Raw genomic sequence first — 25,901 nt, 5'->3', positions numbered from 1 at the left:
ACTTGCCTATCACTTTTTGGCAGGATTCTTATGATGTATTTAAAAAACTCCCAGAACTAACAGAAAGTTTAAATCGTGACAGCATTGATCCACTCATAGGATGGCTTCAGGGTAAAGAATATAAAGAATTAGCCGATTTATATTTCGATGGTAAAACAGAAATTGTTGTCAAAAAACTGGAGAAAGTGACTCATGCTTTTTCTTGGGGATTTAACTCACTTATCAGGCATCTTACTTTTTACCTGAATCGTCAAAAAACACCTAAAGTTTTCAATAACCTAACCTCATTTGTAACTCATGGTGTGTCAACTACAGCAGCAGTCTATGCAATGAGTTTAGGCGTATATGACCGCCAGTTTGCTATTAGTATAAGCAAAGCTTATCAAATGATTCATCCTGAAACAGAATATTCAACTTTTAAGGAATGGCTGTTCAATCTAGACTTCGGACAATGGGTTGAAGTTCTTCAAGTGCATACGGGAAGTAGTCGAAAAATAGAAGAGTGTTTTGATAATATCCAAAATAAACAGCAAACACTACAATCTAACCAGAAAACTTTTGATTGTACATTTATTGATGTTGACAACTCTCTAAATATGGATGACTCAATTGAGCTAGACGAACTGCTTATTATTGAGTTTGATGACCATTTGTGGATTACAACCTATGATTATCAAAAATATTGGCAGTTGTCTGGAGTAAACATTGATAAACTCAAGCAGTTCAATAGACAGATGCAAGATATAATTGTGCAACAAATTGATTTCCAATAGTCAACAGCCAAAATTTCAGTACATTAACGGTGTTTAATTGTAGCGATCTGCCCAACTAAGCTGCTCTGTCCTGTGAATACAAATACTGCTGAAACCCGATAAATACTTCACTGATATTCGTAACGCTTCCTAGTTCTTCAACGGCATCACGAACAGTATGATATTTCAACTCTAACAGTTGAGGTAATTTAGTGCGATCAAGTTCTCCTACCCCAGCTTTGATGTATTGCTCCAGTACAAAATTGAGAAATTCTTGCTGTTTGCCGAGATATTGCCAGAAGATTAAGGACTTGTGAGCTAGGACACGCTCTCGGCGGCTAATGGGTGGAGAGGCATAGGCGATATAAGCTAGGACATCATATAGATCGCTTTTCTCGGCATCAATTAGGCGGCTAATTTCTGTGAGTTGTTCTTCCCCGTAGCTTTTCTCTGCCAGCCCTTCTAATAAAGCTCTACGGGTGTCAGGGCGACTCCAGATTGCTCTTAATTCGTTTTCATCAATAGTTCAGGAATTTCACCAAACAGACGTTGCACAAATTCTGTAGCGCTCATGGGTTTACCGTCTGGACTCCAAAAGGTGGTAGACATCTGATGCTGAAAGAAACGTTCTTTGCCATCAGCGAGTTTGATTTTGATTTTTTGAGGGCGGCGTTCTTCTGGTGTTTCCACGCTACCTTTGTTAGTGTCTTTTATGAAACCTTTGGTTGTATCTGTACCTCCAGGCTTTTTGATTACTACAGGTTCTTGGGGTTCGCCATCCCATTCAGGATCGTTGAAGTGTTCGTAAGCTTTGACAAAATCATAAATAGTGAAGTAGTCTTTCCCCTCAAATAGGCGAGTGACCGCGACCAATTATTTGCTTAAATTCAATCATCGAGTTGATGGGACGCATCAGCACAATGTTACGAACGTTTCGGGCATCAACCCCAGTGGAAAGCTTTTGAGAAGTGGTGAGAATGGTGGGAATAGTTTTCTCGTTGTCTTGAAAGGTGCTGAGGTGCTGTTCGCCTAGTTTCCCATCATCAGCGGTAACGCGGACACAGTAATTAGGGTTACTGCTAATCTTCATTTGGTTGATTAAATCCCGCACAGCTAAAGCGTGGGGTTGGTTGGCGCAAAACACCAAAGTTTTTTGATTCTGGTCAATTTCTTCCATGAACAGTTGCACTCGGTAACGTTCGCGCTCTGCAATTTCAATGATGCGGTTGAAGTCGGCTTCAGTGTAGGTTCTGCCTTCGTCTACCGCACCTTCGATTAATTCATCTTCGGTGGTGTAAATATATTCATCTAGGGTAGTTTCGATTTGCCTGACTTTAAAGGGAGTAAGAAACCCGTCGTTAATGCCGTCTTTGAGGGCGTACTTATAAACTGGCTCACCGAAGTAGGCGTAAGTGTCTGCGTTGTTTTCTCGTTTGGGAGTAGCAGTGAGTCCCAGTTGTACTGCTGGGGAAAAGTATTCTAAAATGCCCCGCCATGTGCTTTCGTCACTGGCTCCGCCTCGGTGACATTCATCAATGATGATGAAGTCAAAGAAGTTGGGGGGATAGTCGCTGAATTTGGGCGTAGGATTGCCAGCCTCGTCCCGTCCAGTCATAAAAGTCTGGAAAATCGTAAAAAAGATACTGCCATTTTTGGGAACTCGACCACGTTTTTTGATAGCTTCAGGGTCGATGCGGACAAGAGCATCATCGGGGAAGGCAGAGAAAGAGTTATAGGCTTGATTGGTTAAGATATTGCGAATCCAGTTTTTTTGCCAACAGGATCGCAGCTAGGTTTGTGATTGTCCAACCATGTGCTGTTGGTTTAATTAACTGTTGGCTCTGCAATCTTTCTAGGACAGCATCGCGGGTAGTTGGATAGGGAATTTTTAGCAGTTCAAAGTATGTTTGGCTATCTAGGAGGGCGATTACATCGTCCGGGCTAGCGTCACATCGAGCAGGTTGGCAAAACCAATCTTGTTGGTCTTCTGCAAAAATTTTCTTGAGTACATCTGGTGTCATCGGGCGTAAATCTTCACCAGATCGCATCAAGTATGCACCATCAAAGGTATATGCTTGTCCTAAAGGACGAGGTGGTATTTCAAAGACTAACACTCGACCATTGGGATGGGCTAATTCTGTTACGTCTACGCGGAATCCGAGTTTTTCTACAATACGGGATTTAATTTCATTCAGGGAAGTCTGTGATGGAAAAGCTTGGGAACCTACAATTTGACATTGCATAGTTTGTGAAATTTCGACTCATTAGAAGATGGAATAAGAAATCTCGGTTTAGTTGTCCATTATTAGGTAGTAATGGATAAACATCTGCACTACAAAGCCCACTAAATTCTGGTCTACAAGATTTCATCAAGTAAGGGCGAATTTTACTATACAGAACCATAGTTTCATCAAACAGAAATTTTCCAGATTTCAGTTGTTCTTCTCTTGCAGTTTTAACCTCTATTAGTTCGCCAGTCATGGAAATCATATTACCTGCACCAACGTGGGGTAGATCAAGGAAATCTGGTTGGCGAGGATCAACGAGTTTAGATGTGATGCTGCAAATATCCTCTAACTTCTTTTCTTCCCATCCGTCGGCTTTCTGGGTAAAGATGGCGTTTAGATAGCTTTCAAATAGTTCGCGGGAGTTGGCGAGGTTTTTTTCGGTGTTTGCGATCGCTCTATCAATCCCCTCAAACGTCTCATCCAAAATCGCCACAATCCGCTTTTGTTCAGTGATACAAGGAACAAGAATTTTGTTAGCCAATATCCTGTTAGGAGCAGTATGCCGAACCATTGTCCCTGTAGCTGTTTCTTTAATTTTGTCGGCAAAAAATCTTGTGCGCAAGAAGTAATAAAGGAACAAGCACCATCGTAAATGCGATCGCCAATCTTCGGCTTCACCACCCGAATCATTGCGCGAATCAACGGACGCGGTGTGTAATATTCCCCACCATTACTTCCTTGAGCATTTCTTGGAAATAATCGTTTTTAGTCTTTCCCTCCTTTTTGTCGTATATTCTCTAATTTATTGGTACTGAATTCCCATGCACATCACTGTAATACAGCGTGATTAAATTTATTCCTTTGATGCTCTTATGATGTTTCCCGGACCAAAAATAACTGATTAATTCTGCATTGTTTGGGTCAATAGACAATTTTTCTACTACTGTATCATCAACATTTAAAATCCCCCCTACTATATTTATGATTTCCTTGACTGTATCGAATAAATCTTTCGGTTCGTATCTCTCTCTAAGCAAGAATCTGTTCACACTCTCATGTGACAGGTTTTCTAATATCTCTGCTAATCTACTACATCCCCCATGTTTTGGTTCTGATAGCAGAAACAGGGTGTAGTGTTCCAGATTGCATTGTGCTGTCGAGGGTTTGCTAATTTCTCTGATTATCTGACTATCTGCTAAGTAGATGATACTTTTGATCAATCCACTTTTTTACTACTTTGTCAATGCGTAAGTCCTAAGTGCCTAAAATATTAAAATAATCTTTTTCATCTAAGATTCGTGGGGCGCTATCTATTAGAGAATTAATAATTTTTTGAGTGGCAAATAACTCCTCTTCAGTCTTGATATGACGAAGCAAAAATGCTTTCATTAGCTTAATGTAGGTAGGTCGTTTATTTAAACCAAGGGTCATTTTTTATTTGTCAGTATCGTACTTATACCATTTAAAGCAATGTATGAGTAATGATTCTAGAATTCCCTGCTTTCCTGAATTAATGAGGGATAGCGATTTTAATTTACTAGATAAGTGTCAATATAGGCTTATATGGAAGCGAAAAAATCAAGTACAACGAATTAACGATGACAGAAGCTAAAAACGTAATAGGTGGAAATTTAGAAGTCTGCTGCACTTCTCCCATAACTGGGTTTTACCGCGACGGTTTTTGTCGCACCGGTGGTCAGGATTTCGGGTCGCACGTCGTATGTGCCGAAGTGACATCAGAATTTCTGGAGTTCACCAAATCCCAAGGGAACGACCTGAGTACACCTGTCCCTGATTTTAATTTTCCTGGACTAAAGCCTGGCGATCGCTGGTGTTTATGTGCTTCTCGCTGGCAAGAAGCTCTTGATGCTGGCGTTGCTCCACCCGTGATCCTCTCTGCAACCCATGCTAGAGCTTTGGAAATGGTTTCTTTAGACGAATTGAAAAAACATGCTTTAACTTAGTCTTGATTGGGCATAGGGCATTGAGGCTGAGTTATTCTGTCCTCTTGTCCCCCCACTCCCCATTCCCCAATTCCAAATCAACCCACTGGAACTTCCACAGGTAGCTTTAATACATCGGCAACCATAGCAATCAATTTATTGGGGTCAATTGGCTTAGATAAATGCTGCTGAAACCCTGCTCTTAGCGCTTCTAGGCGGTCTTCCTCTCGCGTGTACGCTGTTAAAGCGATCGCTGGGATACGTCCGCCTTTTTCTGGTTCTAAAGAGCGCAGTTTCCGAATCAGCGTATAGCCATCTTGCTCTGACATGCCGATGTCGCTAATCAAAATATCTGGTTTTGCTTGTTCAAGTACTGTTAACGCTTCATCAACTGATGCTACCGCAGTGGCAAACGCCCCATATTCCTCAAACATAAAACTGAGAAAGTTACGGGTGTCTGCTTCATCATCTACAACTAAAACTCTTAATCCAACCAGGGGTGTCGATGCTACAGAGGAAGAAATTTCTCCTGTAGCTTCTCTACTCCCCCTACTAGCTTTATTGTCTTGTAGGAGTGGTAGCCTTACAGTAAAGGTTGCTCCTTGTCCAGTGCCTAAACTTTCCGCAACTATTGTACCCTTGTGCAGGTCTACTAAATGACGAACGATCGCTAGTCCTAATCCTAGTCCATTGTGTGATCGGGTTGTGGTGCTGTCTGCTTGCCGGAAACGCTCAAATACTTTGGGCAAAAACTCAGAACTGATGCCAATCCCTGTATCGATAACTTGAATTTGGGCGTATTTGTGAGTTGTTTGTTGTTCTTCACCACAGACTACTGAGAGATTCACATCTACCCTGCCACCCTTCTGGGTAAACTTAATGGCATTAGTTAGTAGGTTCCAGACGACTTGCTGTAAACGAGCTGGATCGCCATAAACTGACCCGACCGAAGTATCCAAAACAGTATTTAATTTTATCTCTTTTGGTTCTGCTAGGGGACGCACTGCCTCTAAGGCTGCCTCCGTTACTGTGAGCAGATTTACCGCAGATACATTTAACCGCAACTGACCACGGATAATCCGGGATACGTCTAAGATATCTTCTATTAGTTGCATCTGAGATATGGCGTTGCGTTCAATGGCTTCGAGGGCGCGGGAAGTGGCTTTTTCGTCAAGTTTCTTAGAGCGGAGAATTTTTGACCAGCCCAGCATTGAGGTTAGGGGTGTGCGGAGTTCGTGGGAGAGAACGGCGAGAAACTCATCTTTCATCCGATTTGCTGCTTCTGCTTCGACTCTTGCTGTCTGTTCTCGAATCACTTGGGCGCGGACTTCTTCTGCTTGTTTGCGTTCAGTAATATCTTCGAGAGTACCTACATATCCCAGCAATTCTCCTTGACCGGAAAGCATGGGTGATGAGCGAACTTGAACCCAACGGACGATGCCATGAGCAGTTTGAAAGCGAAACTCTTCTGAGTAATCACGACCTTCACAAATGTAGTTAGACCAACTGGCGATTGCTCGTTCTCTATCTTCTGGATGAACAGATTCTAACCATTTTTTTTGTAAACTCTCTGCCGCTTTCAAGCCACAAATTATCTGATAACGAGGATTAGTATATCGACATCCTCCTTCAGTATCAATTTCAAAAATACCAACGGGTGAACAGGTACTTAGCGATCGCAATCGTTCTTCGCTTTGCCTGAGTTCTGCATTGACAGTTACCAGTTGCGCTGCTTGTTGCTTGACGGCTTCTGTTTTCTTAAATAATTCTACAAATACTGTTACCTTAGAAGTCAAAATATTGGGATCTAATGGTTTGAGTAAATAATCAACTGCACCCAAGGCATAACCTTTAAACAACATTTGGTCGCTGGTGCTAAAGGCAGTGAGAAAGATTATTGGAGTGTGACGCGATCGCCCTCGATTGCGAATCAAAGTTGCAGTTTCAAAGCCATCCATCCCTGGCATTTGCACATCTAGCAAAATCACTGCAAAGTCTTGATGTAGCAGACACCTCAAAGCTTCTTCGCCAGAAGTAGCTCTTACCAGATTCTCTCCAAGTTTTTCTAGAATTGCTTCTAGTGCTAGCAAATTTTCTAGTTTATCATCCACTAGGAGGATGTTTACTTTGGGTTCCATCTGCATGGGTTTATTTCCGTAATTAATCACAAAGCTTGACCATTTGGGAAGCAATGTTTGAGAGTGTCAAAATCCAGTCTACTGCAACAGCAGAAATTGCTGCTTCTGGCATAACATCGCTCTGAGCTGTGGCAGGTTCTTGTACGATAGTAAGTCCTCCCCGCGCTTTTATTTTCTTTAGACCTTGCATACCATCTTGGTTTGCTCCTGTCAATATTACACCAATAACTTCCTCACTGTAGACATCGGCTGCTGACTCAAATAGCACATCGATAGATGGTCTGGCATAAGAAACAGGCTCATCAGTCGAAAGAGCAAAATGACCTGCTTCAACCAACAAGTGATAATCTGCTGGAGCTATGTAGATATGTCCTGGTAGTATTTCGTCTTTGTCTTCCACTTCACGAATCGGCAATGAAGTATATTCTTGTAATAACTCCTGAAGTGTGTTGTTAGACTCCTTATGACGGTGTTGCACGATCGCGATCGGCACTAGAAAGTCTGCTGGTAAATTACCAAGGAGAATTTTTAAGGCTGATAATCCACCCAAAGAAGTACCAATTACCACAATTTTAAACGCCACTTATTTAGTCCTCACATCTATAGAATGTGGGTTTGAATCTTAGTGTGACTTAATGCTTTATAAAAACCTTTCTGCATTCTCCAGTTCCACCACAGCTACTAACTTACCTTGATTTGCTTCTATCCCAACTCTTGAATAGTATATAATTTTGTCAGTTATATTACAATTAAAAATTTTCTGATTGTGAAATACTTTACAGACAAATATTATATTTAGAGGTTTTTCAAAACTTACTTAATGCTAAAAACGCTACATTATAAAAATGTTTTTTTGATAATTGCTAACTTTTAAAATTTTAATTATTATTGTTTTGACAATTCATAAAAATTTACTTAAGCTAAAAGATAGGTTAAGCAAATCAACAAACTACAGCAATTTGGTTTAGCTATATCAAAAATTGCTGTTACAGACTATTGGTATGAGGAAATTAATCACAACCGTAAGAATTCAGAATAGTTAAAAAATCAGGAGAGCATTTGATGAATAAATATACCAATTATTCTAGATTCCTGAGAAATTTTGACTCCTGACTGGAGCTTCGGAATCTTCAGCTTTGCTCCTGGGTGCTGAATTCTTATTCGCAACCAAGGTCATTCTCTAAAGGCAGGTTTACTAAATTTGTCTACAAAAAGCTAAGACATGATTAAGCGTATTACACCGGGCACATATTGAACAGATTCCGGTCAATTATGGATAGATACTTATAGTGATTTTAGTGAGTATCTATCAATCATGGAAGTTTGACTAACGATTTTGGATTAAGGTCTTCTGGTTTATATCTTGTTAGGGACCGGATAATTCTAAAATCCAAAATTGGGCAATCCAAAATTGATTGACCACAGTGCAGTATATATGTCCAGGAGAATACAATGCTTGAGTATTTTACATCTTTGAACGACCACAATTTGCCCTATCCAGATACGGTTCATCCCATCGTTGTCCACTTCGTAATTGCGATGGTATTGTTTTCCTTTTTCTGTGATGTAGTTGGCTATTTTACTGGTAAATCCAGTCTTTTTGAGGTGAGTTGGTGGAACATGTTAGTAGCCACGATCGCCATCTTCGTTGCGATTATTTTTGGTCAGTTTGAAGCGGGATTAGCACAGCCTTACAGCCTAGCGAAATCAGTACTAAATTTGCATACGCTAATTGGTTGGTCGCTTTCGGGAATCATCACAGCAATTACAGCTTGGCGCTATGTAATTCGTGCCCGCAACCCGCAAAAAGTATCAATTTATTATTTGGGAGCTGGACTAGTTTTAACCTTGATAGTTGGCTTGCAAATATATCTCGGAGATGAACTTGTTTGGGTGTATGGATTGCATACAGTACCAGTTGTGGAAGCAGTAAAGGATGGTCTGTTGCGATGAACTCAGAATTAATCGATCAATTGAACGGCTCTCTAGGCGCAAACGGATTACCTTACACAATTCCCATTCATCCTAACTTAGTCCATTTGACCATAGGTTTGTTCATCATTGGGATGACATTTGATATTGTCGGTGTTCTATTCCCCTTTGAAAAATGGGTCTTCAAATTTTTGGCAATTACTGTGGAACGTGACAACTTATTTAATGTTGGCTGGTATAACATGCTAGCTGCCAGCATCATCACATTTTTCACAGTGGCAGCAGGCTTTTACGAAATGCTGTTAGCAACACCACCAGCTGATATGAAAAGTGCCTGGGGATTGCAGGCAATGGAAACTATGCTTTGGCATGGTGTGGGTGGTGTGTTCTTATTAACGCTGATTGTTGGCATGACCATTTGGAGAGGATGGCAGCGCTTCGTTTGGGGCAAACAAGAATATAAACAGACAGATAGAGAAGTGCAATGGCTCTATCTAGTCGCGGGTATAGCAATCATATTGATTATGTACGTCCACGGGACATTAGGGGCGCAAATGGCTACCGAGTTTGGCATACACAATACAGCAGATAATTTGCTGCGATCGCACCAAAACCTCAACACAACACTCAAATAGTCATTTGTCAATTGTCCTACCCTGCGGGAAGCCGCAGAAGCGTCTATGTCATTTGTTTAAAGTTACTAACCATCGACCAATGACCAATGACTAATGACTAATGACCAATGACTAATAACCAATGACCAATGACTAATGACCATGAAAATCCAGAAGATTTTAAATATTTTGACGCTGCTTACAGGCGCGATCGCAGTGACTGTTACGAGTCTCTGGATCGGGAAGCAGGCTTACTTTTGGCTTCCCCCCCAAGCAGCAGCCGAATCTCAATTAATTGATGATTTGATTAGCTTCTTAGTAACCCTGGGTGCTTTCATCTTTTTGGGAGTAACAAGTACTCTGATGTATTCTGTTATTTTCCATCGGGCAATCAAAGATGACTTCACTGACGGCCCCCCAATTGATGGCAATGTGGCAGTGGAAGTCGTCTGGACAGCAATCCCAATTCTGTTAGTGTTTTGGATTGCAGGTTACAGCTACCAAGTTTACGAACAAATGGGGATTCAAGGCCCATCGGAATTAGTTCACCTGCATAATCCGCTAGCAATACAATCGGCTCATGCAGAACCAGCTAACGCCTTAACTGAACCTGTAGAAAAAATCGACGTACTAGCTAAACAGTGGGCGTGGGTTTTTCATTACCCAGAAAGAGATATTACCAGTACCGAATTGCATTTACCTAGTGATCGCCGAGTGCGTTTAGCGCTGAAATCGCAAGACGTTCTCCACGGCTTCTATATACCTGCATTTCGCCTCAAGCAGGATATTATTCCCAACCATGCGATCGACTTTGAATTTACTCCCATCCGCCTTGGTCAATACCGATTGACCGATTCTCAATATAGCGGTACATACTTTGCGACGATGCAGGCCAATGTGGTTGTCGAATCTCCTGAAGATTATCAGCACTGGCTAGCACAAGTTGCAACCCAAAAGCCATCCTTAGCAAATAATCAGGCAGCTTCTGAGTATGCCCAAACATCCAATCAATCAGTCCAAACTGGTTGGGTTACAGTTCCACCTGCTGCACCTTTTCTAGTCAATTCACCTGGTTGAAAGGAAACTAACCATGACTAATGTTCCTATTGAAGGCATTCTTTTTCCTAATGAGAAGCCTAGCCACGAATCTACGAGTAACTGGAAAGAATACTTCAGCTTTAGTACTGACCACAAGGTAATTGGTATCCAGTATCTTGTTACCTCCTTCTTCTTTTTTCTCATCGGCGGTATTTTTGCAATGGTGATGCGGGGAGAACTGCTAACACCCGAATCAGATTTAGTCGATCGCACCGTCTACAACGGCATGTTTACCATGCACGGCACTGTGATGCTGTTTTTGTGGACATTTCCCTCACTGGTTGGTTTTGCCAACTATTTAGTGCCCCTGATGATTGGGGCGCGAGATATGGCATTTCCCCGCCTCAACGCCGTCGCCTTTTGGATGGTGCCAGTAGTCGGAATTATCATGATGGGTAGCTTCTTTGTGCCTGGTGGCCCAGCCCAAGCCGGCTGGTGGTCTTACCCGCCAGTCAGTCTCCAGAATCCCACAGGTAACTTGATTAATGGTCAAGTACTCTGGCTCTTAGCTGTGGCAATATCCGGCGTATCCTCAATTATGGGGGCAGTGAACTTTGTCACCACAATCGTGAAGATGCGGGCCCCAGGAATGGGCTTCTTCAAAATGCCCATGTTTGTCTGGGGAGTATTTAGCGCCCAGATTATCCAACTATTCGGACTACCTGCATTGACAGCTGGTGCAGTGATGCTGTTACTCGACCTCACAGTTGGCACGAGCTTTTTTGATCCAGCCAAGGGTGGGAATCCAGTGATGTTCCAGCATTACTTCTGGTTCTACTCCCACCCCGCCGTTTACGTGATTATTTTGCCCGTCTTTGCGATTTTCTCAGAAATCTTCCCGGTTTATTCACGTAAACCTCTATTTGGTTACAAAGTTGTTGCCATTTCATCCATCTTGATTGCAGGAGTGAGCGCCATTGTTTGGGTACACCACATGTACGTCAGTGGTACATCAGGCTGGATGCGGTTGATTTTCATGCTGACAACAATGTGCGTGTCTGTACCTACTGGTATCAAGGTATTCGCTTGGGTGGCGACCATCTGGGGAGGTAAACTGCGACTGCACACACCGATGCTGTTCGCTCTAGGTGCATTGATCATGTTTGTCTTCGCAGGAATCACAGGCATCATGCTTTCCTCCGTGCCAGTTGATGTCCACGTTAACAATACCTACTTTGTGGTGGGACATTTCCACTACGTCCTCTACGGCACTGTGACGATGGGCTTGTATGCTGCAATCTACCACTGGTTCCCCAAAATGACTGGGCGAATGTACTCCGAAAGCTGGGGTAAAATCCACTTCTGGTTAGCCTTCATTGGCACCAACCTCAACTTTTTGCCCATGCACCCCTTGGGATTACAAGGGATGTTACGCCGAGTTGCTTCCTACGCCCCAGAGTATCAATTCTGGAATGTCATCGCTAGCCTGGGCGGATTTCTCTTAGGAATGTCCACCTTACCCTTCATATTCAACATGGTGATTTCTTGGATGCAAGGCGAGAAAGCACCTAATAATCCTTGGCGGGCAATTGGACTAGAGTGGATGGTTTCTTCACCGCCCCCAGTAGAAAACTTTGAAGAAATCCCTATCATCATCTCTGAACCCTACGGCTACGGTAAATCTGAACCATTGACAGCTAACCTCCCAGAATAACCCAGGCTATCCTACCGTGTACACACAAATCTTTTAGAGTTACTCTGTAACTTAGGGTAAGTTAATTTTTGCAGGTCGATACAACAAACTTGCAAGTCGATACAGCAAACTTGCAAGTCGATACAGCAAACTTGCAAGTCGATGCAACAAACTTGCAAGTCAATACAACAAACTTGCAAGTCAATGCAATAAAAGTAAGGTCAAAAGACTTGTATATACACCATAGCGCAACAAGCTACGTTTCCTTTGCGTTTTAAATTCAACAGGTTGCAGCTAGGAGTCCCCCACCATACATAAAAAGTGGTGAGGAACAGTAGTTGCTCCACGCAGGTGAACCCTTGTCCCCACACTACCACACTGATGCTGCTCTGGGACTGGGGACACAATGACTGCGCTCAGTACATCACTGGGTACTGGGAAAAGTTTTTGAAAATTTAGTGCTGGGTAATGAGCAACTACTATAATTTTCGATTTGACACCCTATCCCTAATACTTCGGCTTACCTCGACTTTGCTCGGCATAAGTCGCGGTTCCTGAGCGTAGTCGAAGGGCAGTACAAGTCCCTAATCCCTAGTAAAAATTCCCCTTTACCCCTCACCCTAAAAGCAAAACTCCACACACAATGGACAGTTATATCAATTCCGATGAATTGCACCACGCAAGCGCAGAACATACCCACGACGAAGAAGGCAACAAGATGTTTGGCTTCATTGTCTTCTTACTGTCTGAAAGCGTCATTTTCTTGAGTTTTTTCGCCGGATATGCCATCTATAAAACAACAACCCCTAACTGGCTACCAGCTGGTGTTTCTGGGCTAGAAGTAAAAGAACCGACAATCAACACAATAATTCTTGTCGCCAGTAGCTTTGTAATTTACCTAGCCGAACGCGCCCTTCAACGCCATGACTTAGTGAAATTTCGCCTGTTTCTCTTAGCAACAATGGCGATGGGAACTTACTTTTTGGTTGGACAGGCGATTGAATGGAACAGCCTCGCTTTTGGCTTCACATCCGGGGTATTTGGTGGGACGTTTTACCTACTAACAGGTTTCCACGGTTTGCACGTTCTCACAGGTATTCTGTTGCAGTTGATTATTTTGGTACGTTCTTTCATACCTGGTAACTACAACACAGGTCACTACGGCGTCAACGCGACTTCGTTATTTTGGCACTTCGTCGATGTTATCTGGATTATTTTGTTTATCCTAATCTACGTTTGGCAGTAAATGAGAATGAGGGAGAAATATACTCCCTCAGACCATTTCCCTTTAAACTAAATAACTTGTATTGGGTACGATCGCAAAGAAGGCATACTCATACCAAGCAGTCCAAATGAAACTGCGAATCCATCGCTGGCGCTTTTCTAGACTCAATTCATATTCAAACGCCCCACGAGATACATCAATGGAAGATAGGTGAGAATTACAACCACAGCCGTGTTGATAAGTAAAACCGTATTGAGAAGCAATACTTTGCACCTTCATCTGAATTGCAAACACTTTACCTGCATGGAGTATGGCATCCCAAGCACGTTTGTGTTCGATATCGCGCTGATCAAATCTTAAAGCGCGTTCTTCAAAAATATGATCGCGGTAAATTGGTGCTAGATGCACATGATAGAAGCTGGCGGGTAGTTCATAGCCAAACTCGTTGAATAAATCTATGCCAATGCGAGCGACTTTTACTTCATCAGCATATTCTGTGCCCTTTGACTCCACATCACGGAGAATTTCTGCAAAGTTTGGATAGCTGTGTTTGAGAAAGTCTTGTCCAAAAAATTCTAGGGTTTCCCACGCCAGTTGTGTAAATAGCTGAGAGAATGACGGTATTAAGTGAGCTAATTGGGGGCGATCGCTAAATAAATCAACATCACCATGCTCTAATTTATATAGGAACAGCTGTGCCATCTCAACATAACTCTGGGGATCAGAAAGTCCGACACTCGTGCTTCCTCTAGCAATGTCTTGCCATGTAGAAGGTAGTTGAGAAACGTGAACCGCATTTTCTCCAGCAATGACTGCAACAGGAGGACATTCAAGAAGCTGCATCGACAATCTCCTTTAAGACTTCAATGTGTAATTTACCTTAAGCAAGCGCTGTATCTATCTTCTGAACACAATTAAAAATGTTTGACAGACTGTCTTTTGACAGCGACAGTAACCTTACTCATAATATTTTTTTTATAAAATACTTAGTGCTATTTAAAATACACTTTTAGTTAGATTCTCTCTATTTTTATGGTTAAATCCACTTAAATCAACGTGAGTTCGACGAGTCACATAGATAGTGTCCGTCTAGTTTGTCAAATCAAAAGACCTCTCCCTATTTTTACTACGCAAAATCTCTCTCTCCAAGTTGGAGATAAATACCTACTTATATTTTAATTACCAGCTATTTTCTTATATAGTTTGTCCTCTTTAACTATTTCTTCATAGTTCTGTTCATAAGGGGTGAATCTGATAGATTCTTGCTTTCCTAAACCCAGAATACCAAAGGTGCAAAGGCTATTATAAAACAGTTCGTGTACCCGGTTTTTAAGTACCTGATTGAAATAGATTAAGACATTACGACAAAGGATAACATTAAATTCATTAAAAGAGCTATCAGTTGCTAAATTATGCTGGGCGAAAACAACGTTTTCTCTTAGAGATGCTCGAAATATAGCGTTATCATAAGCTGCTGTATAATATTCTGAGAAAGATTTTTTGCCGCCTGCTTTCAGATAAAGTTGAGTATATTCTTGCATCAGTTTCAAGGAGAAAATCCCATTTTTGGCATTTTGTAATACTTTCTCATTAGTATCAGTAGCATATATGCGGCAACGATGGTAAAGCCCTTCTTCTTGTAATAAAATTGCCATTGAGTAGACTTCTTCGCCAGTCGAGCATCCAGCGTGCCAAATGCGAATAAATGGGTAGGTTTGCAAGAAGGGGATAACTTGATTTCTAAAGGTGTGATAAAAGCTGGGATCACGAAACATTGATGTTACATTCACCGTCAGAGCAAGCAAAAATTTTTCCAAATAGGCACGGTTGTGGAGTAAGCGTTCTTGCAATGCAGAAATATTTCCTAACCCCTCTAATTCCATGAAGCCCTGAATGCGGCGCTTGAGTGAGGAAAGAGCATAATCACGAAAGTCATAACCGTAGTACTGATACACACCTTCCAAAAGCAGATGTATTTCTATATCCTCCAAGGTAGGCTTGGGCAAAGTCATAGTACGAATTAGCATATATGTTGAGCCAGTTATTTAAATATGCTGGCAATACAACGAGTTAAGCTGGTTGGAGTTAGCCAAACAAATATTTTCCAAAATACTTGATAGATAAAAAATTATTCGCATTCTAAAGTGGTAGGATTTTAATAACCCAAATAAATCTTACGCCTAAAACAGCTTGCTGAATATATTAAATTTGATAATGGTGCTATTTATCGGTTTCAGTTTCACCTAGTAGCTGTTATTCCTAAAGCAGCGATCGCTATTATTGAAATTCCAACTAGCCATCTTACCTGATAGCGCAAATTTTTAATCTCTTGGCTCAGATTTTCTCTCTGTGGTATGGGATATGGTTGAAGTTCTGCAACTTCAACAGCTACTTGTTGGGGTTTCTTTTGAACACTTTCAAAAGTCACCTGTGTATGTAGCCAATTAGTAATTAGTTGAGGACAGTTTTTCTTAAACCAATTTAAAGCCAAAGTTCTAAAAACTGGTTTAGACATTCGCGCAATTAATTTCATCACCTTGTTTAGGGGTTTCACGCGAAGCTTTTGGTTGATCAGATTGACTGAGCCAACATCATAGAGACAATCCAGAATTAGTTTTACAGTGGCTTCTTCACTGTTAATCAAGTTTTGCAGTAAAAGCAGAACATCATGCATACGCTCTGCTTCTATAGCTTTTTCTGTCAAGGTTTCTGGAGAACTTACCGAAGAACTTACGGTTGTATTTAGGGCGTTTCGTCTTACTATTGTCATGTTAGTAACATAGCAGTTATAATAATTTAAGTACACCTGTCTACTGGGAGAAAGATTTTTTATCTAGAGAAAGAATCTAAAAGCCAAATTTTTTTCGTGAGACACATGATTATATGGTGTCTGTAAAAGGGTTATTTGTCTAGTTTCCTCAAAACTTTTATCTAATTCTGAGTAATTGAACCATAACTAAGAAGTAGAAGCTGCTAGATTCAATGGGAGCATCGATTTTGAATAAGAATTTAGCCCTGAGGAGTTAGAAGTCATAATTTATCAAAAGTTCAATATGATTGGAATATTCATTTATTAAATCTCCATCTGATTCTTTAACTATTCTGGCTCCTGAATTCTAACGTTTTGAAAAACATATCTTCATTTTTTATTTAGATGCTAATACGTCAATTTGTGCAACAACCCGTTCTAATTCGTCAATGATTACAGTGGTTCCAGTCTTTCTGAAAGCATCCACAAGCGCACGATAATACCAAAGAGTTCCTTCTTTACCTCCCTGAAAACGTTCCCAAAGTGATTCGCCCAAAACACGATAATCTTTGAGAATAGATTGGGCGTTGTAAAGTTTATCTGCTAATGAGACGAGCACTACTGATGGGGAAGCGTTAGGAATATGAGCAATATATGCCTCCTTACGCTGTCGCCAAGGCGGTTTTGGAGTTGTATCAGCATCAGTACAACCATTTACAATTGCTGTTACATTGTCACCAAAGCGACGGTGAATTTCTTCCCGTGTTGCAGCGCCACCTTGATCTTCGATCGCATCGTGTAACAGAGCTGCGATCGCTTCATCTTCATTTGCTCCATATTCTAAGGCAATACTGGTAACACCTAATAAATGGGCAACATAAGGAATACCTGAACCTTTACGAATTTGGTTAGCGTGCAGTTGGGTGGCGTAGGTAAGGGCTGTGGTAAAGCGTTCTGAGAGCATTGTTTTGAAAGAATAAAACAGCTTATAGTCAAATATTGCCTTGGTGTTAATGTCAATTTTATAACAAACTGTTCCAGACACAGAAAACGCAAAGCAGGAGACGGGTGTAGAAGTAATTGAATCTCAACCTAAAATTAAAATAATCTATCAAGTTTGCTATCGCATCATCATGACCAGCGAAAAATAATGGTGCAATCTTTGTATACTGTCACTGATAAAGAATTAATGCTAATGAGTTCGCAAAACCCAGAACTGCGGTTTGAACGCAATGCTAATGGAATGTTAGAAACTATGCCCCTGACTGGTGGAATTTCTGGTAATCAAGAAATAAAAGCAGGAGCTTATTTGTTGAATTGGGTAGAAAGTCAGGATTTAGGTGAAGTTTTTAGTTCAAGTACAGGTTTTAGATTAGCAAATACGGCAGTAGCAGCTTGTCGTTAGACATCGCCAGATGCTGCTTTTGTGAGTAAAGGACGCTTACCAGAAGGTTGGGATCAGCAAGAAGACAAATTTATCAACTTAGCACCCGACTTTGTAATTGAAATTCGTTCTAAAAATGATAGCTTGGCAAAACTCAAAGCCAAGATAGAAGAATATATTGCTAATGGTGTTAAATTAGGATGGTTAATTGATAGTAAAAATCAACAAGCTTTAGTTTATCGCCAGGATGGATCAATTACTCAATATCCCGCTACGGCAATATTAAGCGGTGAAGATGTTGTGCCTGGGTTGATGCTACCGTTGAAAAAATTATTGTAAAAGCAATGCCTGCGATGGTCACTGAGCTTCTTGTACTGAACGCAGTCTAAGTATGTCAAAGTACTGGCTACACCTACCCACTTTATACTCATTTGATATGAGGATGCGCCACGCCAAACAAAAATTTGATGCTAAAGTATGCTGAGAATTTTTTTATTAAACAGATTTTAGCGAAAGTTCATAAATAAACAACTTAACTACTAAATACTATATATTCAATCTTTCTTTTGAGTGATATCTGACAAAAAGACGTTTTGCATCTACTGTTTAAAAAATTTGGTTAGAAAAGGAAAACTATCAATCATAAATAATATAATTATCCTTTTAGATAGACAGCATTTAAATTTATATTCCATCGTCAGATAGATAAAAATATTATATTATCTACTTAAATTGATTAAAGAAAATAATATTTTATTTGGGAGTTAATTTAAATGGCAGACAATCCTGGATTAGGAGAGCAAGCACTCAATAAAGCAGCAGAAATAGGATTATCTAGCCAATTAGATGAAGTTGAAAATTTAGATGTAGACATCAAAACAGACCCACTGAAACTAGTTCAGGGTGAGGTAGATGAAGTCAGGATTGAAGGCGAAGGTTTGGTTATGCAGAAAGACCTCCGCATGGAGGAATTAAAAATGCAAATGAATACTGTTGCCATCAATCCTCTGAGTGTGGCTTTTGGCAAAATTGAACTCACCAAACCTACTGAAGCTAAGGCACAGGTTGTATTAACCGAAGCTGATATTAATCGGGCCTTCAACTCAGAATATGTGCGATCGCAACTGCAAAGCCAAAAAATCCACGTTAACGGGCAACTCACTACTATTGAACCCCAACATGTAGAATTTCGACTACCTGGCGATGGTAAAATAGCACTAAATGCCAGCATAAAATTAGTAGAAACTGGAGAAAATCAGCAAGTTGCTTTTTCCGCAGTTCCTAAAATCAGTGGCAATGGAAAAACTGTTGATTTGGAAAATGTCGAGTATGGCGAAAGTGAAGAGATATCGCCAGAGTTGACCAAAGCTTTGATAGATCAAACTAGCGAAATTCTAAATTTGAGTAACTTCGATTTAGAAGGAATGAGTCTGCAAGTTAACCAACTAAAAGTAGAAGTAGGTAAATTAACCCTACAAGCTGAAGCTTATGTTGAAAAAATTCCTTCAGCTTAAAAATAGAACACTAATAAATTCAGGATACTAAATAATGGAAACTACAGACAGAACGCAAACAAGTTCAACACCTTTTCCCAATATTCCACCAGTTATTGAAAGTAACGACAGTGAGTATGTCGATAGTGGTGTACCTAGCACAGTTGCGATCGCAGGACATCCCCTACATCCCTTAAGTGTAATCTTTCCCATCGCCTTTTTAGCCGCCGCTTTGGGAAGTGACTTTGGCTACTGGCTAACTCGTGATTTCTTTTGGGCTAGGGCTTCGCTATGGTTAATCGGACTTGGATTAGCTGGAGGCTTACTTGCTGCTGCTATTGGTCTGAGCGACTTTTTTAGAATTGAACGAGTTCGCAAGCGCACCGCAGGTTGGGCGCATTTAATACTTAACGTTTCTATCCTAGTTTTATCACTCGTCAACTTTCTCCTGCGTTGGGGCGACGCTGAATCCCGAATAGTACCTTGGGGACTGTTAATTTCCCTCATTGTCGGTACATTGACTAGCGCTTCCGGCTGGTTTGGTGCCGAACTCTCCTATCGTCATAAAATCGGTGTAGTGGGTGCTGGTAGTAAAAGATATCCATAACGAAGTAATTTGTAATTCAAATCAAAAATTACGAATTATTAAGAAATAGCATTGCAGAGGCTAAAATTTTCGTTAGTCTTTAACCTTGAGAAAATGCTCCAACATCGTAAACAGACAATATTTATTATTCTTTCTCTGCTCATCGTTATACCGATGGGCTTTTTGTTTAAGTACTACACTGGGCCTGCCCATCAATGGTTTAATGACTATGGAGCAGCGATATTTTATGAAATATTTTGGTGTCTATTCGCATTTTGGTTTTTCAGAAGTCGGGCGGCGATAATCCAAATTCCTATATGGGTTTTTGTCATTACCTGTATACTAGAATTCTTGCAACTTTGGCATCCACCACTATTAGAGGAGATTCGTGCCACCTTGATAGGTAAATTGTTACTTGGTACTACCTTTGCTTGGTGGGATTTTCCTCATTATGTATTGGGTTCTGTTTTAGGCTGGTTGTGGCTGCGACAACTACAGAAAATAGGTTATGCAAAAAAAAGTCAAGGTTAAACCTAATTCAAAACAGCAAAAAATTGAAGAACAACCTGATGGCAGTTTGACTGTGTATTTAAAATCGCCCCCAGTTGATGGTAAGGCTAATGAAGAATTAATTAAACTATTAGCAAATAAATTTAATATAGCCAAATCTGATATCAGAATTAAGTCAGGTTTGTCCTCTCGACAAAAGCTTATAGAAATTGATACAGACTAATAGTTGCTGCTTAGTAATACCTTATTGGAAAACTCTGCCTCCTGCTCAATGTGAGGCAATATCTCACCCAATACATCCTCTACCAGAGCCAAGAAATGAGAGACACAAAAAAGCCAAATCGAATTTTTATGCTTGTGTAATACTGATATACCTTGATTGAGCTTTAACTCTTTCTATCCAAGCTTGGATAGCAGGAAATTGTGTTAAATCAAACCCACCTTCATCAGCTACATGAGTGTACGCGAACAAGGCGATATCAGCAACTGTATAACGCTCTCCTACAAAAAAAGTGTGAGAAGTTAAGTGTTTTTCCATCAGGCTAAGTGCTGCATAACCTGGTTCACGTTTTTGCTTTATAGCTTCACTATATTCTTCAGTTTTACCTAAAATAGAAATCCAAAATCTTGATGTAGCAATAAAAGGTTCATGACTATACTGTTCAAAACATAACCATTGCAGTACTTGCGCTCGTAAAAAGCGGTCATAGGGTAAAAATTCTGTACCTTCACTTAGATATACCAAGATGGCATTTGATTCTGCCAGATATTTCCCTGGCTCGATTTCAATAATAGGTATCTTCCCGTTGGGATTTTTCCTTAAAAATTCTAGTGTTCGAGTCTCGTCTTTTAAAATGTTAAGCTCTACCCTTTCAAAAGGCATACCTAGTTGTGTCAATAAAAGACGTATCTTATAACCATTACCAGAAGGTAAAAAATCGTACAGACGCAGTAGTTCCATGCTAAAATGCAGTTAGGAATATGTTGATAATTAGAGGTTCAAAATACAATATCTTACCAAAATTTTCTCCCAAAACCGGATGATTTTTTTGAAGATTTAGCTTAGAAGGACTCATGAAATTATCTGAGAAAATAAAAAACATTATGCATTTATAGATTGAAATATTTAATTTAGTCAGTGGTCGAGAATAAAAGTATGTGTGGAAGATTTACTCTAAATCAGTCAGCAGAAGCATTAGCTCAAGTTTTTCATGTCGAGCCAGTTCTGGATTTAACAGGCGGATATAACATCGCACCTACGCAAATGGTGACAACAGTGTTACAAAATTTTGAAAGCGAAGAGCGAGAATTTAAGCAGTTGTATTGGGGATTAATTCCGTCATGGGCAAAAGATGCAGGGATGGGGGCAAAGCTGATTAACGCTAGGGCTGAAACTGTTGCCGAAAAACCCGCTTTTCGTTCAGCTTTTAAGCATCGACGCTGTTTAGTGATAGCTGATGGCTTTTATGAGTGGCAACGGCAACAAGGCAAAAAGCAGCCATTTTATTTTCGCCTTCAAGATGGGCAACCCTTCGGCTTTGCAGGTTTGTGGGAGAAATGGCGTTCGCCTGCTAACGAAGAAATAATTTCTTGTACAATTTTGACAACGGCAGCTAACGAATTACTCCAACCTATCCACTCGCGGATGCCAGTGATTCTAGAGCCAGAAGATTACGATTTATGGCTAGATTCCCAAGTGCAAACGCCCCAAACCCTACAGGAGTTATTGCGTCCCTATCTGGCGTCAGCAATGACTGCGTATCCAGTTAGTACCTTGGTAAACAATTCTCGGCATAATAGTCCAGAGTGCATCATTCCACTCAGTGAGAAGAATGCCCCCACAAATCAGTTAAATTAGCTATTAAGTGGACTGGGGATTAGACAAAGAAGGAAGAGTTTTTCCAATACCTAATACCCAGTCCCCAATACTTCGGCTTCTCTACGAGACGCACTCGCGTTCGCTCAGTACAAGTCCCCAATCTCCAATCCCCAGAGACAAATATGCCAAGAACACAAAAGAACGATAATTTTGTTGACAAATCCTTTACAGTGATGGCGGATATTATCCTGAAGATCCTGCCAACCAATAAAAAAGCTAAAGAAGCGTTTGTTTATTATCGAGATGGCATGTCAGCCCAAGCAGAAGGGGAATATGCTGAAGCATTGGAATATTATGAAGAAGCTTTAACATTAGAGGAAGATACCAACGATCGCGGCTATATTCTCTACAATATGGGGCTAATCTATGCCAGTAACGGCGACCACAACAAAGCTTTAGAACTGTATCACCAGGCAATTGAGTTAAACCCACGTATGCCCCAAGCTTTGAACAACATTGCCGTGATTTATCACTACCAAGGCGAAAAAGAGAAAGAAGCTGGAGATAACGAGGCTGGCGAAGCACTCTTTGACCAAGCAGCAGACTATTGGATACGAGCTATTCGCATGGCTCCCAATAACTACATCGAAGCTCAAAACTGGCTAAAAACCACCGGGCGATCGCAAATGGACGTATTCTTCTAAAAGTGATGGGTTAGGAATTATGAATCATTCACTCCTAACTCCTGTACAGACGCGTTAATCGCGTCTCTCCTAACTCCTGTACAGAAGCGATTAATCGCGTCTCTCCTAACTAAAAAATATGATTGACCAAGAACAAGTTCATAAAGTAGCTAATCTTGCTCGTTTAGAATTGACTCCCGAAGAAGAGAAACAATTTACTACTCAGTTAGGAAGTATTCTCGATTATATTCAACAGTTGGATGAACTCGATGTTAGCAATGTGTCCCCAACAACGCGAGCAATCGATGTCAGCAATATCACACGAGAGGACGAATTGCAACCCTATCCTGACCGAGAAAGCATCCTCAACAGTGCGCCCGAACAAGAAGGCGAATTTTTCAAAGTTCCAAAAATCCTCAACGCTCAATAGTCAGCCCCAACTCTTGGAGACACTGTGTTTCGACTCCGTTTAATATAAATTCGCATTCGAGTAAGTCAACTCCTTCCTTACGGGACGCTGCGCGAATGGGAAAGTCAAAAGTTAACACTAAGCGGAGTCGAAGTGTCAAAAGTTTTAGATTCTTTACCGTGCCAATTTTAGATTAAACAGTTAAAAATTATTTCGGTTCATGCCCCGCCGCTTGCGATACCCTAAGCAAGCTGTTGGCTGGGCGGAACAATCCAAAATCGTTCGACTGAGCGAAGTCGAAGTCCAAAATTTAAAATCCAAAATTGTTTGACTGTTAACTAATAATTAAGGAGATTATTATGGGCTTGGGAATTCTTAAGGATGGTCAGTGGATATCTCAAAGGGATCAAGAAGACTCAGAAGGTAAATTTGTCCGTCCATCAACTACTTTCCGCAACCACATTACATCTGATGGTTCTAGTGGGTTGAAAGCTGAAGCAGGGCGTTATCATCTGTATATTTCTTGGGCTTGCCCTTGGGCGTGTCGCACCGCCATTATCCGCCAATTGAAAGGACTTCAAGATGTCATTGGGTTATCAGTAGTTGCAGCAGAAATTGATCAAAATAGCTGGGAATTTGGTGATGAACCGGGGTGTATTCCCGATACAGTCAACGGTACTCAATATCTTTGGCAACTTTATCTCAAAGCTGACCCTAACTATAGCGGCCGGGTGACAGTTCCAGTTTTATGGGATATCCAAAATGGGACAATTGTTAATAATGAATCTCGCGAAATCATTCGCATGTTTGATATAGAATTCAATGCTTTCGCTAAACAAAATATTAACTTTTATCCTGAACATTTACAAAAGGTAATTGACGAGACGATTGATAAAATTTATCAACCAATCAATAATGGTGTCTACCGGGCGGGATTTGCTACCACTCAGTCGGCTTATGATGAAGCGGTAACAGAATTATTCACCGCTCTCGACTACTGGGAAAAAATATTGGCAAATCAACGTTATCTTTGCGGAAATCAAATTACTGAGGCGGACTGGTGTATGTTCACTACTCTGTTTCGTTTCGATGTAGTTTATTATGTGCATTTCAAATGCAACTTACGCAGAATTGTAGATTATCCGAATCTCTGGAATTATCTCAAAGAACTTTACCAACTGCCGGGAGTCAAAGAGACTTGCAATCTTGACCACATCAAACGGCATTATTACAGAAGCCATCCCCAAGTTAACCCAACTCGCATCGTTCCAAAAGGCCCACTGATTAATTTTGATGCACCCCATAACCGGGATAAAATATTTACTTAATTGTTTTGTTTGCTTCTCGCGTCATTCATTGATGAATATTACATGCAACCCAGAACTTAGTGCAATTCATCTGAGGTAAAAAATTTCAAAGCGTTAATTTTTACAAAATCTACGTCTTCAAGTATAAATACTCAAAATTACATTAATTCGATAAAGTTTAGAGGATATTTGAAAAGTCCTTTTGTCGAGTTTGAAAACAACTAGCAGTGCTGTGGGGTTATTCTTGTAAAAGAAGTTACAAAATTTTCGTTAGAGTGCCCAACATTAGAAGATGGTGAAGATCCCTAGTCAGCCGGATATGACCCCGTAAACATACTCAAAAGGGAGCCGTTGAATAATTAACTGGTGAGAAAGGTCTTCCTTCGTGAGTTTCTACGGTTATAACAGAAGGCGACATTAGGATACACTGGCTTTTGAATACACCAGAAGTTCAGCAGCAACAAACAAAATTGCTGCTGGTGACTTGCTGCCTAGTATCCTATTGCTTTTTGCTGTATGAAACTTACTCAAATCTACGGTGAGTCTCTCTCAAGAAGGTATCTTAGCATCTAAAAAGACTCCCACTGTTTTGAGGCTATAGCCTTAGAATATTTACAAGCTTTACTTACGAATTAGCTCTTTCTAAAGAAAGAAAGTACCATATTTACTGTCTAAGCTGACATTCTACCTGTTTCTATTGGTATCTGTATAGCTTAACAAATCAACGGATTCATTAATATTAAGCCTGTTTTACTATTTAGTTTCTTACCCCGACTTATTAGACAGTTAGAGTGTTCATTTCACTTTGTTCAATAGCTTTTAGCCCTTATCGCTCCCATGCTGACCCATCACCGCAAGCCCGTGTGCTTATCACTTATTTCCACTGACCTACCAATCTGGTCTGTTGTGGAAACTGCCGCGACATTGTATCAAAAAGATACTGATAGATTCCATTTGCTGCTAACCGCACCGCCTGTAATTAGCTGTGAAGTAGAGAGTGTCGTTAGTCCAGAGGATACACTTCCCCAAAGTAAGAGCAAAGCCTACGCCCCTAATAGTCCCAGAATTTTGTGGCTGGAGATTTCCCCTTATCGGGTCATCATGACTATGCAAGGTAACGCTCAAGTGAGTTATCGTCACTTTTGGGAACGGGGCGTTTATGGCATTAGTCGCTACTGGTTGCCAAATGAGTCATTGCAACCTAACAATCCGATTCGTTTACGAAATTTTACTAGTAGCCTAACTCTCAACGGACATCCCTTACCAGAGCATTTGCGACTGGAATATGAATTATGGGCAGAAAAAGTCCAATTAGGATGCTACATACTGAATTTGGAAATTAAACATTGATGGTTATGGGGAGTAGGGAGTAAGGAAAAGTTTTCCTGATACTCAATT

At 40.7% G+C, this 25,901-nt stretch carries 25 protein-coding genes and 3 pseudogenes; 17 read left to right on the top strand and 11 right to left on the bottom strand.

What is annotated here, in order from left to right:
* The first annotated feature begins 2 nt into the window (after positions 1-2).
* Entirely contained in the window at positions 3-773 is a 771-nt protein-coding gene (locus V7L20_RS20780) for a hypothetical protein (protein ID WP_334745899.1), read from the top strand.
* Positions 774-828: 55 nt separating this feature from the next.
* Here V7L20_RS20780 and hsdR read toward each other — a convergent pair.
* From hsdR to V7L20_RS20750, 4 genes and pseudogenes are all read right to left on the bottom strand, one after another.
* Positions 829-2,511: pseudogene (hsdR, locus tag V7L20_RS32785) on the bottom strand (EcoAI/FtnUII family type I restriction enzme subunit R); the annotation flags it as partial.
* On the bottom strand, positions 2,483-2,995 hold the full coding sequence (locus V7L20_RS20760) for a hypothetical protein (RefSeq protein WP_334745897.1): 513 nt from the start codon (positions 2,993-2,995) through the stop codon (positions 2,483-2,485). The pseudogene hsdR and the gene V7L20_RS20760, both read right to left, overlap by 29 nt.
* Positions 2,940-3,551: a restriction endonuclease subunit S gene (locus tag V7L20_RS20755; protein ID WP_334746042.1), complete on the bottom strand. Its 612-nt coding sequence runs from the start codon at positions 3,549-3,551 to the stop codon at positions 2,940-2,942. The genes V7L20_RS20760 and V7L20_RS20755 overlap by 56 nt, the downstream gene beginning before the upstream one ends.
* A gap of 142 nt (positions 3,552-3,693) precedes the next feature.
* Positions 3,694-4,161, bottom strand: a pseudogene (locus V7L20_RS20750) (IS701 family transposase); the annotation flags it as partial.
* Positions 4,162-4,578: 417 nt separating this feature from the next.
* Here V7L20_RS20750 and V7L20_RS20745 point away from each other — a divergent pair.
* Positions 4,579-4,944 (top strand): DUF2237 family protein, encoded by a 366-nt coding sequence (locus V7L20_RS20745; RefSeq protein ID WP_334745896.1) that lies wholly within the window; start codon positions 4,579-4,581, stop codon positions 4,942-4,944.
* A 77-nt stretch (positions 4,945-5,021) separates the two neighbouring features.
* Here the strand turns inward: V7L20_RS20745 and V7L20_RS20740 are convergent, their stop codons facing one another.
* Together V7L20_RS20740 and V7L20_RS20735 are read right to left on the bottom strand one after the other, a co-directional pair.
* On the bottom strand, positions 5,022-7,067 hold the full coding sequence (locus tag V7L20_RS20740; RefSeq protein ID WP_334745895.1) for a hybrid sensor histidine kinase/response regulator: 2,046 nt from the start codon (positions 7,065-7,067) through the stop codon (positions 5,022-5,024).
* 16 nt (positions 7,068-7,083) lie between these two features.
* Positions 7,084-7,644, bottom strand: coding sequence for a chemotaxis protein CheB (locus V7L20_RS20735; protein ID WP_334745894.1), 561 nt, complete (start codon positions 7,642-7,644; stop codon positions 7,084-7,086).
* An 869-nt stretch (positions 7,645-8,513) separates the two neighbouring features.
* Here V7L20_RS20735 and V7L20_RS20730 point away from each other — a divergent pair.
* The 5 genes from V7L20_RS20730 (at position 8,514) to V7L20_RS20710 (ending at position 13,584) form a co-directional block, all read left to right on the top strand.
* Positions 8,514-9,014, top strand: a complete 501-nt coding sequence (locus tag V7L20_RS20730) for a DUF2231 domain-containing protein (protein WP_334745893.1) — start codon at positions 8,514-8,516, stop codon at positions 9,012-9,014.
* Positions 9,011-9,628: a DUF2231 domain-containing protein gene (locus V7L20_RS20725; protein ID WP_334746028.1), complete on the top strand. Its 618-nt coding sequence runs from the start codon at positions 9,011-9,013 to the stop codon at positions 9,626-9,628. Before V7L20_RS20730 ends, V7L20_RS20725 begins: the two co-directional genes overlap by 4 nt.
* A 141-nt stretch (positions 9,629-9,769) precedes the next feature.
* A complete protein-coding gene (locus V7L20_RS20720; protein ID WP_334746027.1) occupies positions 9,770-10,684 on the top strand; it encodes a cytochrome c oxidase subunit II in 915 nt (304 codons plus the stop codon).
* Positions 10,685-10,697: 13 nt separating this feature from the next.
* Positions 10,698-12,359, top strand: coding sequence for a cytochrome c oxidase subunit I (ctaD, locus tag V7L20_RS20715; protein WP_334745892.1), 1,662 nt, complete (start codon positions 10,698-10,700; stop codon positions 12,357-12,359).
* A gap of 622 nt (positions 12,360-12,981) precedes the next feature.
* Positions 12,982-13,584 (top strand): cytochrome c oxidase subunit 3, encoded by a 603-nt coding sequence (locus tag V7L20_RS20710; protein ID WP_334745891.1) that lies wholly within the window; start codon positions 12,982-12,984, stop codon positions 13,582-13,584.
* A 42-nt stretch (positions 13,585-13,626) separates the two neighbouring features.
* Here V7L20_RS20710 and V7L20_RS20705 read toward each other — a convergent pair whose 3' ends face one another.
* From V7L20_RS20705 to V7L20_RS20690, 4 genes are all read right to left on the bottom strand, one after another.
* The gene (locus V7L20_RS20705) at positions 13,627-14,406 is read right to left on the bottom strand and encodes a hypothetical protein (protein WP_334745890.1); all 780 of its coding nucleotides are present in this window, start codon (positions 14,404-14,406) and stop codon (positions 13,627-13,629) included.
* 332 nt (positions 14,407-14,738) lie between these two features.
* Positions 14,739-15,575: a CheR family methyltransferase gene (locus tag V7L20_RS20700; protein ID WP_334746026.1), complete on the bottom strand. Its 837-nt coding sequence runs from the start codon at positions 15,573-15,575 to the stop codon at positions 14,739-14,741.
* Positions 15,576-15,802: 227 nt separating this feature from the next.
* Positions 15,803-16,333 carry a hypothetical protein gene (locus V7L20_RS20695; protein ID WP_334745889.1) on the bottom strand — a complete coding sequence of 177 codons (531 nt, stop codon included), beginning with the start codon at positions 16,331-16,333 and terminating at the stop codon, positions 15,803-15,805.
* A 376-nt stretch (positions 16,334-16,709) separates the two neighbouring features.
* A complete protein-coding gene (locus V7L20_RS20690) occupies positions 16,710-17,276 on the bottom strand; it encodes an HD domain-containing protein (protein WP_334746025.1) in 567 nt (188 codons plus the stop codon).
* Between the two features lie 186 nt (positions 17,277-17,462).
* Here V7L20_RS20690 and V7L20_RS20685 point away from each other — a divergent pair.
* The 5 genes and pseudogenes from V7L20_RS20685 to V7L20_RS20665 all read left to right on the top strand — a co-directional run bounded on the left by V7L20_RS20685 (position 17,463) and on the right by V7L20_RS20665 (position 20,508).
* Positions 17,463-18,035, top strand: a pseudogene (locus tag V7L20_RS20685) (Uma2 family endonuclease).
* A 434-nt stretch (positions 18,036-18,469) separates the two neighbouring features.
* A complete protein-coding gene (locus V7L20_RS20680) occupies positions 18,470-19,210 on the top strand; it encodes an LmeA family phospholipid-binding protein (RefSeq protein WP_334745888.1) in 741 nt (246 codons plus the stop codon).
* Positions 19,211-19,244: 34 nt separating this feature from the next.
* Positions 19,245-19,796, top strand: coding sequence for a DUF2231 domain-containing protein (locus tag V7L20_RS20675; RefSeq protein ID WP_334745887.1), 552 nt, complete (start codon positions 19,245-19,247; stop codon positions 19,794-19,796).
* Positions 19,797-19,889: 93 nt separating this feature from the next.
* Positions 19,890-20,306 (top strand): ribosomal maturation YjgA family protein, encoded by a 417-nt coding sequence (locus V7L20_RS20670; protein WP_334745886.1) that lies wholly within the window; start codon positions 19,890-19,892, stop codon positions 20,304-20,306.
* The gene (locus V7L20_RS20665) at positions 20,284-20,508 is read left to right on the top strand and encodes a DUF167 domain-containing protein (protein WP_334745885.1); all 225 of its coding nucleotides are present in this window, start codon (positions 20,284-20,286) and stop codon (positions 20,506-20,508) included. The genes V7L20_RS20670 and V7L20_RS20665 overlap by 23 nt, the downstream gene beginning before the upstream one ends.
* Positions 20,509-20,634: 126 nt before the next feature.
* On the opposite strand, the gene V7L20_RS20660 is transcribed toward V7L20_RS20665, so the two are convergent.
* Positions 20,635-21,246, bottom strand: coding sequence for a glutathione S-transferase family protein (locus V7L20_RS20660; RefSeq protein ID WP_334745884.1), 612 nt, complete (start codon positions 21,244-21,246; stop codon positions 20,635-20,637).
* A 195-nt stretch (positions 21,247-21,441) separates the two neighbouring features.
* On the opposite strand from V7L20_RS20660, the gene V7L20_RS20655 reads away from it, so the two are divergent.
* From V7L20_RS20655 to V7L20_RS20635, 5 genes are all read left to right on the top strand, one after another.
* Positions 21,442-22,143, top strand: coding sequence for an SOS response-associated peptidase (locus V7L20_RS20655; RefSeq protein WP_334745883.1), 702 nt, complete (start codon positions 21,442-21,444; stop codon positions 22,141-22,143).
* Positions 22,144-22,286: 143 nt separating this feature from the next.
* Entirely contained in the window at positions 22,287-22,808 is a 522-nt protein-coding gene (locus tag V7L20_RS20650) for a photosystem I assembly protein Ycf3 (RefSeq protein ID WP_229453397.1), read from the top strand.
* A gap of 118 nt (positions 22,809-22,926) precedes the next feature.
* The gene (gatC, locus tag V7L20_RS20645; protein WP_334745882.1) at positions 22,927-23,217 is read left to right on the top strand and encodes an Asp-tRNA(Asn)/Glu-tRNA(Gln) amidotransferase subunit GatC; all 291 of its coding nucleotides are present in this window, start codon (positions 22,927-22,929) and stop codon (positions 23,215-23,217) included.
* A 338-nt stretch (positions 23,218-23,555) separates the two neighbouring features.
* A complete protein-coding gene (locus V7L20_RS20640) occupies positions 23,556-24,524 on the top strand; it encodes a glutathione S-transferase family protein (RefSeq protein ID WP_334745881.1) in 969 nt (322 codons plus the stop codon).
* 816 nt (positions 24,525-25,340) lie between these two features.
* Complete coding sequence (locus V7L20_RS20635) at positions 25,341-25,853, top strand: hypothetical protein (protein ID WP_334745880.1); 513 nt, start codon at positions 25,341-25,343, stop codon at positions 25,851-25,853.
* The last annotated feature ends 48 nt before the right edge of the window (positions 25,854-25,901 follow it).

The sequence above is a fragment of the Nostoc sp. genome, assembly GCF_036916735.1.
In the GTDB taxonomy this organism is placed as follows: Bacteria; Cyanobacteriota; Cyanobacteriia; order Cyanobacteriales; family Nostocaceae; genus Nostoc.
The sequence above is the reverse complement of the archived record's forward strand: the minus strand, read 5'-3'. Positions and strand labels throughout refer to the sequence as shown.